Raw genomic sequence first — 15,516 nt, 5'->3', positions numbered from 1 at the left:
ATACTCCTTTCTTTAGAGTGTTATCTATTATTTACCAGTTTTACCTTCTTTACGGCGAACATATTCACCTTGGTAACGAATACCTTTACCTTTATAAGGTTCTGGAGGTCTTACTGAACGGATGTTAGATGCGATAGCACCAACTTGTTCTTTAGAAACACCAGATACTTTAACAGTTGTGTTTTTCTCAACAGCAAAAGTAATACCGTCTTCAGCTTTAATTTCTACTGGGTGAGAATAACCAACATTTAGTACTAAGTCATTACCTTGCATTTGAGCACGGTAACCAACACCAACAAGTTCAAGTGTTTTTTCGAAACCTTGAGAAACACCTAGTACCATATTATTTAATAAAGCACGAGTTGTACCATGGTCTGTTCTGTCTTCTTTAGAATCAGATGGTCTTACAACTTCAACTGTGTTTTCTTCTTGTTTGAATGTCATTCTTTCATTTAAAGTTCTTGCTAATTCACCTTTAGGACCTTTAACAGTTACATGATTACCATCAAAAGTTACTGTTACGTCACTAGGGATGTCAATAATTTTCTTACCAACACGACTCATGTTATGGCACCTCCTTATTAATTATTACCAAACGTATGCGATAATTTCTCCGCCAACGTTACGTTTTCTTGCTTCTTTATCAGTGATAACACCTTCAGAAGTTGAAACTAATGCGATACCTAAACCGTTTAATACTTTAGGTACTTCATTTGCTTTAGCATAAACACGTAAACCAGGTTTTGAGATACGTTTTAATCCTGTGATAACACGTTCATTGTTTTGACCATATTTTAAGAATAAACGAATAACACCTTGTTTATCATCTTCTACGTATTCAACGTTTTTAATGAAACCTTCGTTTTTTAAGATTTCAGCAATTTCTTTTTTAATATTAGATGCAGGTAATTCTAACTTCTCGTGACGAACCATGTTTGCATTTCTAACACGAGTAAGCATATCTGCGATTGGATCTGTCATTGTCATTGATTGTTGCCTCCTTTCAGACTCTTAATTATTACCAGCTAGCTTTACGTACGCCAGGAATTTGGCCTTTATAAGCTAATTCACGGAAACAAATACGGCATAATTTAAATTTACGATATACAGAATGTGGACGACCACAGCGTTCACAACGAGTGTATTCACGAACAGCGAATTTTTGTTTTTTTTGTTGCTTAGCAACCATTGAAGTTTTAGCCACTTAATTAGCCTCCTTTTTAGAGATTATTTACGAAATGGCATACCGAAGTTTGATAACAATTCACGAGCTTCCTCGTCAGTGTTAGCAGTAGTTACGATAACAATATCCATTCCTCTAACTTTAGTTACTTTATCATAGTCAATTTCAGGGAAAATTAATTGTTCTTTAATACCTAATGTGTAGTTACCACGTCCATCGAATGCTGTTTTTGAAACACCTTGGAAGTCACGTACACGAGGTAATGATACTGCAATAAGTTTATCTAAGAATTCATACATTCTTTCACCGCGAAGTGTAACTTTTGCACCGATTGGCATACCTTCACGTAAACGGAATGTTGCAACTGATTTTTTTGCTTTTGTTACTAATGGTTTTTGACCAGTGATTAATTCTAACTCTTCAACAGCATTATCTAATACTTTAGAGTTTTGAACTGCGTCACCTACACCCATGTTCACAACGATTTTTTCAATTTTAGGTACTTCCATTACTGAACTGTAATTGAATTTTTTAACTAAGTTCTCAGTAACTTCAGAATTGTACTTTTCTTTTAAACGGTTCAAAGTGGATCCTCCTTTCAACTAGTTATTAATTATTAGATTTGATTTCTTCGCCTGATTTTTTAGCAACGCGAACTTTTTTACCATCAACTGTTTTGTATCCTACACGTGTAGGTTCGTTAGTTTTAGGGTCTAATAATTGTACGTTAGAAACATGGATTGCTGCCTCTGTTTCTAAGATTCCACCTTCAGGATTTAATTGAGTTGGTTTTTGGTGTTTCTTAATTACGTTAACACCTTCCACAACGACACGGTCTTTTTTAGGTTCAGTAGCAACTACTTTACCTTCTTTACCTTTGTCTTTACCTGCGATAACTTTTACGTTGTCACCTTTTTTGATATGCATGTGGGCACCTCCTTAAATAGTATGATTGGTTAAATTTGTATTAAAGTACTTCTGGTGCTAATGATACGATTTTCATGAAGTTACCTTCACGTAGTTCACGAGCAACAGGACCAAAGATACGAGTACCACGTGGGCCTTTGTCATCACGGATGATAACACATGCATTTTCATCAAATTTGATATATGAACCGTCGTTACGACGAACACCTGATTTAGTACGAACTACAACAGCTTTGACAACGTCGCCTTTTTTAACAACGCCACCTGGTGTTGCATTTTTAACAGTACATACGATAATATCACCGATATTCGCTGTTTTGCGACCAGATCCACCTAATACTTTAATTGTAAGAACTTCACGAGCACCAGAGTTGTCTGCTACTTTTAAACGTGTTTCTTGTTGGATCATTCGTTAAACCTCCCTTATCTCTAATCTTGATTAAATAATTACTGACTCTTCAACAATTTCTACTAAACGAAAACGTTTTGTTGCTGATAAAGGACGAGTTTCTTGAATTTTAACAATGTCTCCTAATTTAGCTGAATTGTTTTCATCATGAGTTTTGTATTTTTTAGAGTATTTTACTCGTTTACCGTATAATTTGTGAGTTTTGTAAGTTTCTACAAGAACTGTAATCGTTTTGTCCATTTTGTCTGAAACAACTCTACCTACATACACTTTACGATCGTTTCTTTCGCTCACTTTTGTAACCTCCTCTTTCGATTATTATTGATTAGCCTTACTTTGTTCAATTTCTCTTTCACGAGCAACAGTTTTTAGACGTGCAATCGTTTTTCTTACTGTGCGAATACGTGCAGTTTCTTCTAATTGACCTGTAGCTAACTGAAAGCGTAGGTTAAAAAGCTCTTCTTTTGAAGATTTGATTTGTTCTTCGATTTCTGAAGTGGTTAAGTCTCTAATTTCCTTAGCTTTCATTTGTTTCACCACCCAATTCTTCACGTTTTACAAACTTAGTTTTTACTGGAAGTTTGTGACTTGCTAAACGTAATGCTTCACGTGCAACTTCTTCAGATACACCAGCTACTTCGAATAAGATTCTACCAGGTTTAACGACTGCAATCCAGCCTTCAACCGCACCTTTACCAGCACCCATACGTACTTCTAAAGGTTTTTTAGTATACGGTGTATGAGGGAAGATTTTAATCCAAACTTTCCCACCACGTTTCATGTAACGTGTCATTGCAATACGAGCAGATTCGATTTGACGAGAAGTGATCCAAGACGTTGTAGTAGCTTGTAAACCATACTCACCAAATGTTACATAGTTACCGCCTTTAGAACGACCAGTTGTTTTTGGACGATGTTGACGACGATATTTTACACGTTTTGGTAGTAACATTATTATTTTCCTCCTTCACTAGTGTTCTTAGTAGGAAGAACTTCTCCACGATAAATCCATACTTTAACGCCTAATTTACCATAAGTAGTATCAGCTTCAGCGTGTGCGTAATCAATGTCAGCACGTAATGTATGAAGTGGGACAGTTCCTTCTGAATATTGTTCAGCACGAGCGATGTCAGCTCCGCCTAAACGACCTGATACTTGAGTTTTAATACCTTTAGCACCAAGTTTCATAGCTCTTGTAATAGCTTGTTTTTGTACACGACGGAATGAAGCACGGTTTTCTAATTGACGTGCGATATTTTCAGCTACTAAACGAGCATCGATATCAACTTTTTTGATTTCAATTACGTTAATGTGTACTTTCTTATCAGTTAAAGCGTTTAATTTGTTACGAAGTTTTTCAATTTCTGAACCGCCTTTACCAATAACCATACCTGGTTTACCAGTATGAATTGCGATGTTGATGCGGTTAGCAGCACGTTCGATATCTACGTGAGAAACTGATGCTTCTTTTAATTCATTATCAATAAATTTACGGATTTTTAAATCTTCGTGTAATAGTGAAGCGAAGTCTTTTTCAGCATACCATTTAGCTTCCCAGTCACGGATGATTCCGACACGAAGTCCGATTGGATTAATTTTTTGACCCACAGTATTCCCTCCTTAGAAAGTTTATTAAGCTTCTTTAGCTTCTTCTTTACCGTCACTTACGACGATTGTAATGTGGCTTGTACGTTTGTTAATTGCACTTGCACGACCTTGTGCACGTGGGCGGAAACGTTTTAAAGTTGGTCCTTCATTTGCATATGCTTCTTTGACAACTAATTCATCTGTGTTCATGTCATAGTTATGCTCTGCATTTGCTAAAGCGGACATTAATACTTTTTCAATTACTGGTGATGAAGCTTTGTTAGTTAATTTTAAAATAGCAATAGCTTCAGCAGCATTTTTACCTCTGATTAAGTCAAGAACTAATCTAACTTTACGAGGTGCGATTCTTATTGTTCTAGCAACCGCTTTTGCTTCCATTAGGATTTCCTCCTCTACTTATTAAAAATTATCTTCTAGTTTTCTTGTCGTCTGCAGCATGTCCTTTGAATGTACGAGTTGGAGCAAATTCACCTAGTTTGTGACCTACCATATCTTCTGTTACATATACAGGTACATGTTTACGTCCATCGTATACTGCGAAAGTATGACCGATGAAATTAGGGAAAATTGTAGAACGACGAGACCATGTTTTAATTACTTGTTTTTTTTCACTTCCGTCTTGTGCTTCTACTTTTTTCATTAAGTGATCATCGACGAAAGGTCCTTTTTTAATACTACGAGCCATTTGGGCGCCTCCCTTCTTATTGTGTGCGTGCAGCAGTTAAGCCGCACACCCAAATAAGTTGTTATTATTATTTTCTCTTACGTCCACGAACGATAAGTTTATCTGATGATTTTTTACCACGACGTGTTTTCTTACCAAGAGTTGGTTTACCCCATGGTGACATTGGAGATGGTCTACCGATTGGAGCACGACCTTCACCACCACCGTGTGGGTGATCGTTAGGGTTCATTACAGAACCACGTACTGTTGGACGAACGCCTTTCCATCTAGAACGTCCTGCTTTACCAACATTTACAAGTTCATGTTGTAAGTTACCAACTTGACCGATAGTAGCACGGCAAGTAGATAAGATCATACGTACTTCACCAGATCTTAATCTGATTAACACATATTTACCTTCTTTACCTAAAACTTGTGAGCTTGCACCAGCTGAACGAGCAAGTTGTCCGCCTTTTCCTGGTTTCAACTCAATATTGTGGATTACAGTACCTACTGGAATGTTTTGTAATGGTAAAGCATTACCTACTTTGATATCTGCTTCAGCACCACTTTCAACAGTTTGTCCAACTTGTAATCCTTTAGGTGCGATGATATAGCGTTTTTCACCATCAGCGTATACTAATAATGCAATATTTGCTGAACGGTTAGGGTCATATTGAATTGAATCAACTTTAGCAGTGATTCCGTCTTTGTTACGTTTAAAATCGATAACACGGTATTGACGTTTATGTCCTCCACCATGATGGCGAACAGTCAATTTACCTTGGTTGTTACGTCCCGCTCTTTTCGGTAGCGGTTGTAATAATGACTTTTCAGGTGTTGTCTTTGTGATTTCTGCGAAATCCAAAGTAGTCATATTACGACGACCATTTGTTATTGGCTTATATTTTTTAAGAGCCATTGTCGCTTACCTCCTTATTGGTAATTTATTTTTAGTTAAATAAGTCGATTGAACCTTCTTTTAATTTAACAATCGCTTTTCTTCTTTTGTTTGTATAGCCTTGGTAACGGCCCATACGTTTTTTCTTAGGTTTATAATTCATGATATTTACACTATCAACTTTTACATCGAAGATTTCTTCAACAGCGATTTTAACTTGTGTTTTATTCACACGAGTATCAACATCGAAAGTGTATTTATCTTCTGCCATAGCTTCTGAAGATTTCTCAGTGATTACGGGGCGCTTAAGAATATCTCTTGCATCCATTATCCGAGCACCTCCTCAACTTTTTTAGCAGCAGCTTCAGTGATTACTACACTGTCAGCGCTAGTAATATCTAAAACGTTTAATCCTTGAGCAGTTGTAACTTGTACGCCAGGGATGTTACGTGCTGATAATTCAACATTTACATCTTCGCCTTCAGTAACAACTAATACTTTTTTAGGTTGTTCAAGTGTAGTTAACACATTTTTGAATTCTTTTGTTTTTGGAGCGTCAAAACCAAAAGTATCAACAACAGTGAATCCTTTTTCTTGAACTTTGAAAGATAATGCAGAACGTAATGCTAAACGACGCATTTTCTTAGGCATTTTATATGAATAGCTTCTTGGAGTTGGTCCGAATACGATACCACCACCACGCCATTGTGGAGCACGGATAGTACCTTGACGTGCACGACCTGTTCCTTTTTGTCTCCATGGTTTACGTCCACCACCACGTACAGCTGAACGATTCTTAACAGAATGTGTACCTTGGCGTAATGACGCACGTTGTAAATTAATAGCTTCGAAAAGAACGCTATTATTTGGTTCGATAGCGAATACTGCATCGCTTAATTCAACTGAACCTGATTTAGATCCGTCTACTTTTAAAACATCATAATTAGCCATTATGCAATTTCCTCCTTTCGCTTTTTAAATTATTTGTTACCTTTTTTGATTGAAGTAGTAATTTCTACTAAACCTTTTTTAGGTCCAGGTACATTACCTTTAACTAAAATAACGCTATTTTCAGTGTCGACTTGTACGACTTCTAAGTTTTGAACTGTAACAGTGTTTCCACCCATACGGCCTGGCATTTTTTGACCTTTAAATACTCTTGAAGCATCTGAAGCCATACCTACAGAACCTGGTGCTCTGTGGAAATGAGAACCGTGTGCCATTGGTCCGCGAGCTTGTCCGTGACGTTTAATTGCACCTTGGAAACCTTTACCTTTTGAAACGCCTGTAACATCAATGATGTCGCCAGTTTCAAAAGTATCTACTGAGACTTCTTGACCTACTTCGTATTCATCAACGTTAACGTTGCGGAATTCACGAATGAAGCGCTTAGGTGCTGTGTCAGCTTTTTTAGCGTGACCTTCAGCTGGTTTATTTGCATATTTATTAGATTTAGAACCTTTTTTGTATGCTTGTTTGTCTTCAAATCCTACTTGAATTGCGTTGTATCCATCAACTTCTTCAGTTTTCTTTTGTAATACAACGTTTTGGCTAGCTTCTACTACTGTTACTGGGATTAATTCACCGTTTTCACCGAAAACTTGTGTCATCCCGATTTTTCTTCCTAAGATTCCTTTGGTCATCGAAAGTCCACCTCCTAAATTTTTCTATTATAATTTAATTTCGATGTCTACACCTGATGGTAAGTTTAAGCCCATTAGAGCATCAACTGTTTTAGGTGTTGGGTTAACAATATCGATTAAACGTTTATGAGTACGTTGTTCGAATTGTTCACGAGAATCTTTATACTTATGCACGGCACGAATAATTGTATAAACTGATTTTTCAGTTGGTAACGGAATTGGTCCAGACACGTCTGCACCAGAACGTTTTGCAGTTTCAACAATTTTCTCTGCTGATTGATCGATAACACGATGATCATAAGCTTTTAATCTGATTCTGATTTTTTGTTTTGCCATAATTTTCCCTCCTTATTCGTCTACATTTAAGTGATAGACTTCTCCACGAAAACTATCTCACACAACGCCATGGCAAAGCGGCCGGGTGTGTCAGTAACCTTTCGCTTCATCGCTTTTCTTAAAGTCCAACATTAGATATATTACATGAAAAACACTGATAAATCAAGGTTTTCCAGTAACTTTCTATATATCTGTCTAACACATACTTGATTATTGTACTTGAAATAGAGTGGTTGTTCAACCGTTTTATTGAAATTTTTTACTTTTAATTTATCTCTCTGTCGAATTTGAAAACATATTAATATATTTATAATGGTAGGTTTTATATAATAGGAAGAGAATAGGAGTGATTTAATGAAAAATGGAGTTAAAATAACTTTAGCGATTTTGAGTGTATTTCTTATCATTTGTGAATTTTTCTATGGCATTCCATTTTTAGGTGGCAGTGTCATCATGAGTTTTGGCTGGCAACCTTTATTATTTAATGCCTTACTTTATTTCATCATTACAATCATTTTACTTGTAGATAGTCAAAACGCCATAAAACCTATGGTTATTATACCAATCGTTGGTCTTGTAGGTTCATTTATAGCATTTATACCTTTTGTGGGCATGATTATTCATTGGATTTTATTCTTCTTAATGATTTTCTTTGTCTTTATCGTATTATCTGCTCCAACCTATCTACCAAATAAAGATGCTAAAGTGATATATACACAATATAAAAATCAGCACAAAGACGAATATGATAATAAATAATTCTATTTCTATAGTATAAAATGGTCGGAACCTACAGAAGGAACCGACCATTTTCTTTATTATTTATGAACAAATACAAAGTAAAGAATAAATAAAGCCATTAATACGTACATAATTGGATGTACTTCTTTGTGTCTTTTTGAAATGAGCATTGTAAGTGGATAGAATATAAACCCACATGCAATACCGGTAGCTATCGAATAAGATAATGGCATCATAATAATAGTAATAAACGCTGGAACTGCAACCTCAAAACGTTTCCAATTAATTTCAGCAAAATTAGATGCCATGAGTACACCTACTACTACAAGTGCTGGTGTCGTTACGGCACTTGTCACAACCTCAATGAGTGGACTAAAGAATAAAGCGAGTAAGAAACAAATACCAGTTACAATACTTGCAAATCCTGTTCGTGCCCCCACTGCCACACCAGAAGTAGATTCTATGTATGACGTTGTAGTTGTTGTACCAAAGATAGCTCCGACAATCGTTGCTAATGAATCAGAGAATAAAGCTCTACCCGCTCTTGGCAACTTATTATCTTTCATCATACCTGCTTGAGTTGCTACTGCTACTAAAGTTCCAGCAGTATCAAAGAAATCAATAAATAAGAACGTAAGAATGACAATTAAAAATTGTACCGTAAATAATTGTCCTGGATCTTTAAATGATTCAAATGCAGCACCAAAAGTAGGTTTAATACTTGGTATATCTCCAATAACTCCAGATGGTGCATGAATTTGACCAGTTAACATACCAGCGATAGCTGTAATAATCATACCTATAAAAATAGAACCTGGAACTTTTTTAGTGTATAAAATCACAGTTACTATAATACCAAAAATCGCTAGAAGCACTGGTGCTTTAGTTAAATGTCCTAGTGTAACTAATGTAGAATCATTTTTAATGATGATTCCAGAACTTTGAAGTCCAACAAAGGTAATGAATAATCCGATACCTGCTGAAACAGCCATTTTCATTTGATAAGGTATGGCATTAATGATGATTTCCCTTAATCCGGTTACAGTGAGGATGGCAAAGAATATTCCTGAGAAGAGAACGCCAGTTAAACCAACTTTCCACGGAATACCCATTGTGAGTACGACTGTAAATGCGAAGAAGGCATTTAAACCCATCCCCGGCGCCAAAGCTATTGGATACTTAGCGATGAGTCCCATAAATAACGAACCAACAAATGCTGCTAATGCAGTTGCTACAAATATCGCACCTTGGTCCATCTTCATATCGCTCGAAATACCTTTAACTCCTGCTAAGCTTAAAACTTGAGGGTTTACAGCAAGAATATAAGCCATTGACAAGAATGTTGTAATGCCGCCTAAAATTTCATTTTTGTAATTTGTTCCATACTTATCGAACTGAAAGTATTTTTTCACGGTAAATGCTCCTTTATTTGAAATACTTTAATATTTTAATACCTATATTCGTAAAAAACAATACTAAACGCGAACTTTTAATTTTAATATCATGATTTTGTTCGCTATTTATCTACAATTTCAAATTTTTTAAAGCGTCTTTGAAAGGATTATTATCTATTTCTTCCTGATTTCCCATATATTTTTTCATCTCTTTACGGGAAACTTTACCGCTAGATTTTTCTTTCATACGTTTATCCATTTGAGCTTGAGTTTCAGAATGCCCACATACACATCGATATACTGCTTCTTTCCCTCTACCAAATAACGTCATTTTTTTCTTACAATTTGGACAGCGTGCATTAGTCTTACGCTGAACATTTTTCTTCGTTTTGCGTGAAGGATCCTGACAAACTAACATTTGTCCATTTTTAGTTTTTACTTTAATCATAAATTTACCGCATGTAGGACACTCGGTTGTAGTTAAGTTATCATGTTTATATTTTTGTTCACTGCTTTTAATTTTCTGCACTATATCTTTAGTAAAATGCTTCATTTCATCCATAAATTTCTTTGAATTATATCGGCCCTTTTCAATTTGTGTAAGTTTTTCTTCCCATTGGGCCGTTAGCAATGGTGAAGTTAATTCACTTGGTGCTAATTCTAATATCTGTTTCCCTTTGGATGTTACTTTAATTTTACCGTCACGTACTTCAAGTGCATTCATATTAAACAGTTTATCGATGATGTCAGCGCGTGTTGCGACAGTACCAATTCCACCTGTTTGTTTGAGAGTTTGAGCATATTTTTTATTATCCAACTGAATATAGTTTTGAGGATTTTCCATTGCTTTCAATAATGAACCTTCATTAAAGTATTCAGGCGGTTTCGTTTCATGCTCATGTATATCAACTTTTTGAACTTTAAACTGTTGTCCAATCACAAATTGATGTGATTTTGATGGCTGTAATGTATCTTCTTTTAAGGCTTTGAAACCTAATTGTTTAGGAATATTCTCTTTTAAACTGAACATCAAATCGCCCACTTCAAAGTTAACCGTTACGCCTTCATACTCGTATGGTTTCATTAAAGATTCTAGAAATCTTTCAACAATAAGCATATAGATTTTAAATTCTCTTTGGCTCAATTGTTCGAAAGATGGTCTCACTTCAGTTGGTATAATCGCATGGTGGTCTGATACCTTACTATCATTAAATATAGACATTTTAGGTGAAAATGATTGACCAATAAGTTCACGCACATGAGATTTATAATTTGTTGCTAGCAATGCTTGTAAACGTTCTTTAATTGTACTTACCATATCATGTGTTAAATAATTAGAATCTGTACGTGGATACGTTACAATCTTATGTCGTTCATATAAATGTTGTAATGTGTTCAATGTTTCTTTAGGTCCCATTTTGAAACGACGATACGCATCTTGTTGTAAATCTGTTAAATTGTATAGCTGTTGAGGATACAACTTCTTGTGCTTGGATTTTACATCTATTACTTTCCCCTCTTGATTCTTCACTTGTTGTTCAATCGTTTCTAGGTCTTTTTTATTTTTAAAATGCTTTTGCGTATTAAACGTGAACTCATATCCATCTACTTTAATTGAGAGCGTATAATATTTTTCAGGTTGAAAATGATTAATGTCATCTTGTCTGGACTGAACGAGTTGAATAGTTGGTGTTTGTACACGACCTAAAGATAATTGTGCATCGTATTTCGTCGTTAATGCACGTGTCGCATTAATCCCTACTATCCAATCCGCTTCACTACGAGCTAATGTCGCATGATACAGGTTATTATATGCTCGACCATCTTTTAAATGTTTAAATCCTTCTTGTATTGCCTTTTTCGTTACAGAACTAATCCATAAGCGCTGAATAGGCTTTTTATTTCCAACTTTATCTAGAATAAGTCTCGCTACAAGTTCACCTTCGCGTCCTGCATCCGTCGCAATAATAATATCTTTTACTTTTTTATCTAATATTAATGACTTAACAATTTTAAATTGTTTACTTGTTTTACCAATAACTATCGTTTTCATATATTTAGGAATCATCGGTAAATCTTCAAGTTTCCACTCTTTATATGACGCATCATATTGTTCTGGTGTCGCATTTGTGACCAAGTGTCCTAGAGCCCAAGTCACTATATATTTTTCGTTCTCGATATAGCCATTCTTTTTATTTTTAATATGAAGTGCATCGGCTATGTCTCGCGCTACCGATGGCTTTTCAGCTAATATTAAGGATTTCATCATAACTTCCCTTTCTGAAAATGAATTACATCAATAGTTTATATTAAATAAGTAATGATTTAATTCTTATGTTCATTCTATTTAACACTTTTCATAAATAAACTATCTGATCGATTGATTAGTATTAGTCATATTGTAACATGTGAGTATATCGATAAACTTTTATTTCTCTAGAAATATAATATAATTAAGGAAGAACTTATCGGCAAAATACATTTAAATTAAAGACGTGAGAGACGGAGGTAGATTAATGGATATCATTCAATTGAGTGAGCCACAAGAAATAAAAGCATTTATTGAATCATCTCTATACCTATCAACATCTTATTTATATAAACTTCCACAACAATATGAAGACTTTGATACTTTATTAAATGAAGCAATTAGCAATTCTGGAGTTGTTGCGTTAACAGAAGATGGAACAATTTTAGCTTTAATGCTCGCTTTCTCATATGATCATCATCGATATAAAGTGATAGGACCTTTTATAGCACAAGATTTCCAACTCGATGACGACCATTTCCAATTACTTTTCGACAAGTTAACTGAACATCAACCCGAAGAGACTATTTTTAATTTTTCATTTGAAGAAGGTGTGCAAGAATACAAACCTTTCATGAAGCAAATACATGCAAGCTATAATTTTACAGATTATTATTTAGAAGCTCACCAAGATCTAGGAGAGACTTTTAATAGTCAGAATATCATTGAATATCAAAGAGGTTTTTATCGTGCATTCAGTAAGTTACATTTAATGACTTTCAAACATGATGCGATGACACCGGAGGAGATTATAGAATCACTAGATGAACATCACCGATTGTTCTTATTTGTTAGCGAAGGGTTACTTAAAGGTTATTTATATTTACGAGCAGATGCTGAACGACATAGTGCTGAAATTAAATATTTTAGTTCTCATATTGATTATCGACTTAAAGGGATTGCCTTTGATTTATTAGAATATGCGTTGAAATTTGCTTTTGAACATTATTCTATTCATAAGGTTTATTTCAAAATCCGTAATAAAAACAGCAAACTTGTGGAACGCTTTAATGAACTAGGATTTCAAATTAATTACGAATATAAAAAATATAAATTCGAACCTCAACATCTGCACCAAGATTTCACTCAATAACTGAATATCATATTTTTAAATAAATATAACAATAAACCTTGACTGTGAATCAATATTGTTTTTAGAGCTTTAACCTATAGTTCTAAAACTAACGTGTGATTTACAGTCTTTTTAATTTCTATACCATTTGTCTTCTTATTTCGAAAACACAAACACTAACCTTTCCTAATGTTTTAACATTCAAATTGTTTCACTTAAATACAATGATTAGTAATTACAATTATTGCAACTTCAAGTTTTTGTTTTTTACTTATTAATTTTTATGCTTTAAAATGATTTCAAGTGTTAAGGGGACACTTAATCATGTTTTAGGAGAGTGAGTAATAAGTGCAAATTTTAGACTTTCTTATCGCACTATTACCGGCCCTTTTTTGGGGTAGTGTTGTAATTATAAATGTATTTGTAGGTGGTGGCCCCTACAATCAAATCCGAGGCACGACATTAGGAACATTAATTGTCGGTATCGGTTTACTATTAACTGGTAATGCTGCTTTTGATAATTTTACTGTCATTATTGTAGGTCTGATTTCTGGTGCGCTTTGGGCATTTGGTCAAGGCAATCAATTGAAATCAGTCAATTTAATCGGTGTATCAAAAACTATGCCAATCTCTACAGGTATGCAACTTGTTGGCACAACCTTGTTTAGTGCTATTTTCTTAGGAGAATGGAGCACAATGGTTCAAGTTGTCATGGGCTTAATTGCAATGGTATTACTTGTAGTCGGTATTGCTTTAACCTCACTTAAAGCTAAGAATGAAGGTACATCTAACAATCCAGAATTTAAAAAAGCAATGGGGATTTTACTTATATCCACAGTTGGCTATGTAGGTTATGTCGTACTTGGCGATATTTTCGGAGTAAGTGGTACAGATGCCCTATTCTTCCAATCAATTGGTATGGCAATCGGAGGATTTATTCTATCAATGAATCATCAAACCTCTGTTAAATCTACTGCGCTCAATCTCATACCTGGCGTCGTATGGGGTATTGGTAACTTATTTATGTTCTACTCACAACCTAAAGTGGGTGTAGCAACAAGTTTCTCATTATCACAATTACTTGTTATCGTATCTACATTAGGTGGGATTTTTATTTTAGGAGAGAAAAAAGATCGCCGCCAAATGATTGGTATATGGTCAGGTATTGTTGTTATTATTATCGCATCAATTATTCTAGGTAACTTAAAATAGTAGTCTAGGGGGAGTCAAAATGTTTCAAGAATTAGAAAACAAAGTAGTCGTTATTACCGGATCAGGCAGTGGTATAGGTAAATCATTTGCTGAAAACTTTGGTAAAGCGAAAGCAAAAGTTGTATTAAATTATCGTTCTGATCGTCATTTAGATGAATTAGAAGAACTTAAAAATACGATTCAAAGCGCTGGCGGACAAGCTATCGCAGTTCAAGGCGATGTATCTGTAGAAGAAGATGTGAAGCATCTTGTTCAATCTGCAGTGGAAACGTTCGGCACCATTGATATTATGATTAATAATGCTGGTTTTGAAAAGCCAATCCCAACGCACGAAATGTCATTAGATGAATGGCAAAAAGTGATCGATATTAACTTAACTGGCGCATTTATCGGTTCACGAGAAGCCATTAATCAATTCCTTAAAGAAGATAAAAAAGGCGTGATCATTAATACTTCGAGTGTTCATGATACAATTCCATGGCCAAATTACGTCAACTATGCTGCAAGCAAAGGCGGAATGAAGTTAATGATGGAAACGATGTCTATGGAATATGCGCAATATGGTATTCGAATTAACAATATTTCTCCAGGTGCCATTGTCACTGAACATACGAAAGAGAAATTCTCTGATCCTAAAACACGTGAAGAAACTTTAGAAATGATTCCAGCACGTGAAATTGGAGAAGCTCAAGATGTAGCCAATGTTGCTTTATTCTTAGCATCTGACTTAGCCAGCTATATCCATGGCACAACTTTATATGTTGATGGTGGTATGACAAATTATCCTGCATTTATGGGTGGTAAAGGGTAATTTGAAGTGACATCCTTGGACATAATTATCCAAAATTAATAGAGGTCGGGATAAAAGTGTTTAGGATTTGAGCAGAACCGAACGATGAGCAAAATTGTTTCTCAAATTTTGTCGAATTGTGAGTGTTACTGCCGAAAATCCTACTTTCTGGGACACCGTTAATCGGTTTCCCAGAACACAATTCCCAACCTCTATTTTTATATACAATATTTCGTTTATTTTTAATGAATGAGAATTTAGTTCCCTTCTCAAGTGATTCATCCCACGTTAAAGGTATCCGCACTTAATTTTAATTTTCAAAAGGAGC

General features: G+C 35.0%; 23 protein-coding genes. 4 read left to right on the top strand and 19 right to left on the bottom strand.

Annotation, left to right across the window (positions count from 1 at the left end; genetic code table 11):
* Positions 1 to 27: 27 nt before the first annotated feature.
* The 17 genes from rplF to rpsJ form a co-directional block, all read right to left on the bottom strand.
* The gene (rplF, locus tag HMPREF2580_RS02960; protein WP_002443729.1) at positions 28 to 564 is read right to left on the bottom strand and encodes a 50S ribosomal protein L6; all 537 of its coding nucleotides are present in this window, start codon (positions 562 to 564) and stop codon (positions 28 to 30) included.
* A 24-nt stretch (positions 565 to 588) separates the two neighbouring features.
* Positions 589 to 987 (bottom strand): 30S ribosomal protein S8, encoded by a 399-nt coding sequence (rpsH, locus tag HMPREF2580_RS02955; RefSeq protein ID WP_002432853.1) that lies wholly within the window; start codon positions 985 to 987, stop codon positions 589 to 591.
* A 31-nt stretch (positions 988 to 1,018) separates the two neighbouring features.
* On the bottom strand, positions 1,019 to 1,204 hold the full coding sequence (locus HMPREF2580_RS02950; protein WP_001829713.1) for a type Z 30S ribosomal protein S14: 186 nt from the start codon (positions 1,202 to 1,204) through the stop codon (positions 1,019 to 1,021).
* A 23-nt stretch (positions 1,205 to 1,227) separates the two neighbouring features.
* Positions 1,228 to 1,767 carry a 50S ribosomal protein L5 gene (gene rplE, locus HMPREF2580_RS02945; protein WP_037541587.1) on the bottom strand — a complete coding sequence of 180 codons (540 nt, stop codon included), beginning with the start codon at positions 1,765 to 1,767 and terminating at the stop codon, positions 1,228 to 1,230.
* 25 nt (positions 1,768 to 1,792) lie between these two features.
* Positions 1,793 to 2,110, bottom strand: a complete 318-nt coding sequence (gene rplX, locus HMPREF2580_RS02940; protein ID WP_002443733.1) for a 50S ribosomal protein L24 — start codon at positions 2,108 to 2,110, stop codon at positions 1,793 to 1,795.
* Positions 2,111 to 2,150: 40 nt separating this feature from the next.
* On the bottom strand, positions 2,151 to 2,519 hold the full coding sequence (gene rplN / locus HMPREF2580_RS02935) for a 50S ribosomal protein L14 (RefSeq protein ID WP_002432661.1): 369 nt from the start codon (positions 2,517 to 2,519) through the stop codon (positions 2,151 to 2,153).
* 30 nt (positions 2,520 to 2,549) lie between these two features.
* The gene (gene rpsQ / locus HMPREF2580_RS02930; protein WP_002432741.1) at positions 2,550 to 2,813 is read right to left on the bottom strand and encodes a 30S ribosomal protein S17; all 264 of its coding nucleotides are present in this window, start codon (positions 2,811 to 2,813) and stop codon (positions 2,550 to 2,552) included.
* A gap of 24 nt (positions 2,814 to 2,837) precedes the next feature.
* Positions 2,838 to 3,047, bottom strand: a complete 210-nt coding sequence (gene rpmC, locus HMPREF2580_RS02925) for a 50S ribosomal protein L29 (protein ID WP_000644737.1) — start codon at positions 3,045 to 3,047, stop codon at positions 2,838 to 2,840.
* Complete coding sequence (gene rplP / locus HMPREF2580_RS02920; RefSeq protein ID WP_002432945.1) at positions 3,037 to 3,471, bottom strand: 50S ribosomal protein L16; 435 nt, start codon at positions 3,469 to 3,471, stop codon at positions 3,037 to 3,039. The genes rpmC and rplP overlap by 11 nt, the downstream gene beginning before the upstream one ends.
* 2 nt (positions 3,472 to 3,473) lie before the next feature.
* The gene (gene rpsC / locus HMPREF2580_RS02915) at positions 3,474 to 4,127 is read right to left on the bottom strand and encodes a 30S ribosomal protein S3 (RefSeq protein ID WP_002443735.1); all 654 of its coding nucleotides are present in this window, start codon (positions 4,125 to 4,127) and stop codon (positions 3,474 to 3,476) included.
* Between the two features lie 24 nt (positions 4,128 to 4,151).
* Positions 4,152 to 4,505, bottom strand: coding sequence for a 50S ribosomal protein L22 (gene rplV / locus HMPREF2580_RS02910; protein WP_000387527.1), 354 nt, complete (start codon positions 4,503 to 4,505; stop codon positions 4,152 to 4,154).
* A gap of 28 nt (positions 4,506 to 4,533) precedes the next feature.
* Positions 4,534 to 4,812, bottom strand: coding sequence for a 30S ribosomal protein S19 (gene rpsS / locus HMPREF2580_RS02905; RefSeq protein ID WP_001829710.1), 279 nt, complete (start codon positions 4,810 to 4,812; stop codon positions 4,534 to 4,536).
* Between the two features lie 67 nt (positions 4,813 to 4,879).
* Positions 4,880 to 5,713, bottom strand: a complete 834-nt coding sequence (rplB, locus tag HMPREF2580_RS02900; protein WP_002443747.1) for a 50S ribosomal protein L2 — start codon at positions 5,711 to 5,713, stop codon at positions 4,880 to 4,882.
* A gap of 31 nt (positions 5,714 to 5,744) precedes the next feature.
* Positions 5,745 to 6,020, bottom strand: a complete 276-nt coding sequence (rplW, locus tag HMPREF2580_RS02895; RefSeq protein WP_002443749.1) for a 50S ribosomal protein L23 — start codon at positions 6,018 to 6,020, stop codon at positions 5,745 to 5,747.
* Positions 6,020 to 6,643, bottom strand: a complete 624-nt coding sequence (gene rplD / locus HMPREF2580_RS02890; protein WP_002443752.1) for a 50S ribosomal protein L4 — start codon at positions 6,641 to 6,643, stop codon at positions 6,020 to 6,022. The genes rplW and rplD overlap by 1 nt, the downstream gene beginning before the upstream one ends.
* 29 nt (positions 6,644 to 6,672) lie before the next feature.
* On the bottom strand, positions 6,673 to 7,335 hold the full coding sequence (gene rplC / locus HMPREF2580_RS02885) for a 50S ribosomal protein L3 (RefSeq protein ID WP_002443755.1): 663 nt from the start codon (positions 7,333 to 7,335) through the stop codon (positions 6,673 to 6,675).
* A gap of 27 nt (positions 7,336 to 7,362) precedes the next feature.
* The gene (rpsJ, locus tag HMPREF2580_RS02880) at positions 7,363 to 7,671 is read right to left on the bottom strand and encodes a 30S ribosomal protein S10 (RefSeq protein ID WP_001118667.1); all 309 of its coding nucleotides are present in this window, start codon (positions 7,669 to 7,671) and stop codon (positions 7,363 to 7,365) included.
* Between the two features lie 354 nt (positions 7,672 to 8,025).
* On the opposite strand from rpsJ, the gene HMPREF2580_RS02875 reads away from it, so the two are divergent.
* Entirely contained in the window at positions 8,026 to 8,430 is a 405-nt protein-coding gene (locus HMPREF2580_RS02875; protein WP_070830345.1) for a hypothetical protein, read from the top strand.
* Between the two features lie 59 nt (positions 8,431 to 8,489).
* Here HMPREF2580_RS02875 and HMPREF2580_RS02870 read toward each other — a convergent pair whose 3' ends face one another.
* Positions 8,490 to 9,824, bottom strand: a complete 1,335-nt coding sequence (locus tag HMPREF2580_RS02870) for an NCS2 family permease (protein ID WP_002443759.1) — start codon at positions 9,822 to 9,824, stop codon at positions 8,490 to 8,492.
* A gap of 112 nt (positions 9,825 to 9,936) precedes the next feature.
* Positions 9,937 to 12,072 (bottom strand): DNA topoisomerase III, encoded by a 2,136-nt coding sequence (locus HMPREF2580_RS02865; RefSeq protein WP_070830344.1) that lies wholly within the window; start codon positions 12,070 to 12,072, stop codon positions 9,937 to 9,939.
* A 250-nt stretch (positions 12,073 to 12,322) separates the two neighbouring features.
* On the opposite strand from HMPREF2580_RS02865, the gene HMPREF2580_RS02860 reads away from it, so the two are divergent.
* The 3 genes from HMPREF2580_RS02860 (at position 12,323) to HMPREF2580_RS02850 (ending at position 15,209) form a co-directional block, all read left to right on the top strand.
* The gene (locus HMPREF2580_RS02860) at positions 12,323 to 13,207 is read left to right on the top strand and encodes a GNAT family N-acetyltransferase (protein ID WP_070830343.1); all 885 of its coding nucleotides are present in this window, start codon (positions 12,323 to 12,325) and stop codon (positions 13,205 to 13,207) included.
* Positions 13,208 to 13,534: 327 nt separating this feature from the next.
* Positions 13,535 to 14,398: a GRP family sugar transporter gene (locus HMPREF2580_RS02855; protein WP_002443767.1), complete on the top strand. Its 864-nt coding sequence runs from the start codon at positions 13,535 to 13,537 to the stop codon at positions 14,396 to 14,398.
* 19 nt (positions 14,399 to 14,417) lie between these two features.
* Positions 14,418 to 15,209: a glucose 1-dehydrogenase gene (locus HMPREF2580_RS02850; protein WP_070830342.1), complete on the top strand. Its 792-nt coding sequence runs from the start codon at positions 14,418 to 14,420 to the stop codon at positions 15,207 to 15,209.
* Positions 15,210 to 15,516: the final 307 nt, after the last annotated feature.

It is taken from the genome of Staphylococcus sp. HMSC036D05, from assembly GCF_001836225.1.
GTDB classification, from domain to species: domain Bacteria; phylum Bacillota; class Bacilli; order Staphylococcales; family Staphylococcaceae; genus Staphylococcus; species Staphylococcus caprae.
This window is presented reverse-complemented; position numbering and strand designations above follow the sequence as displayed.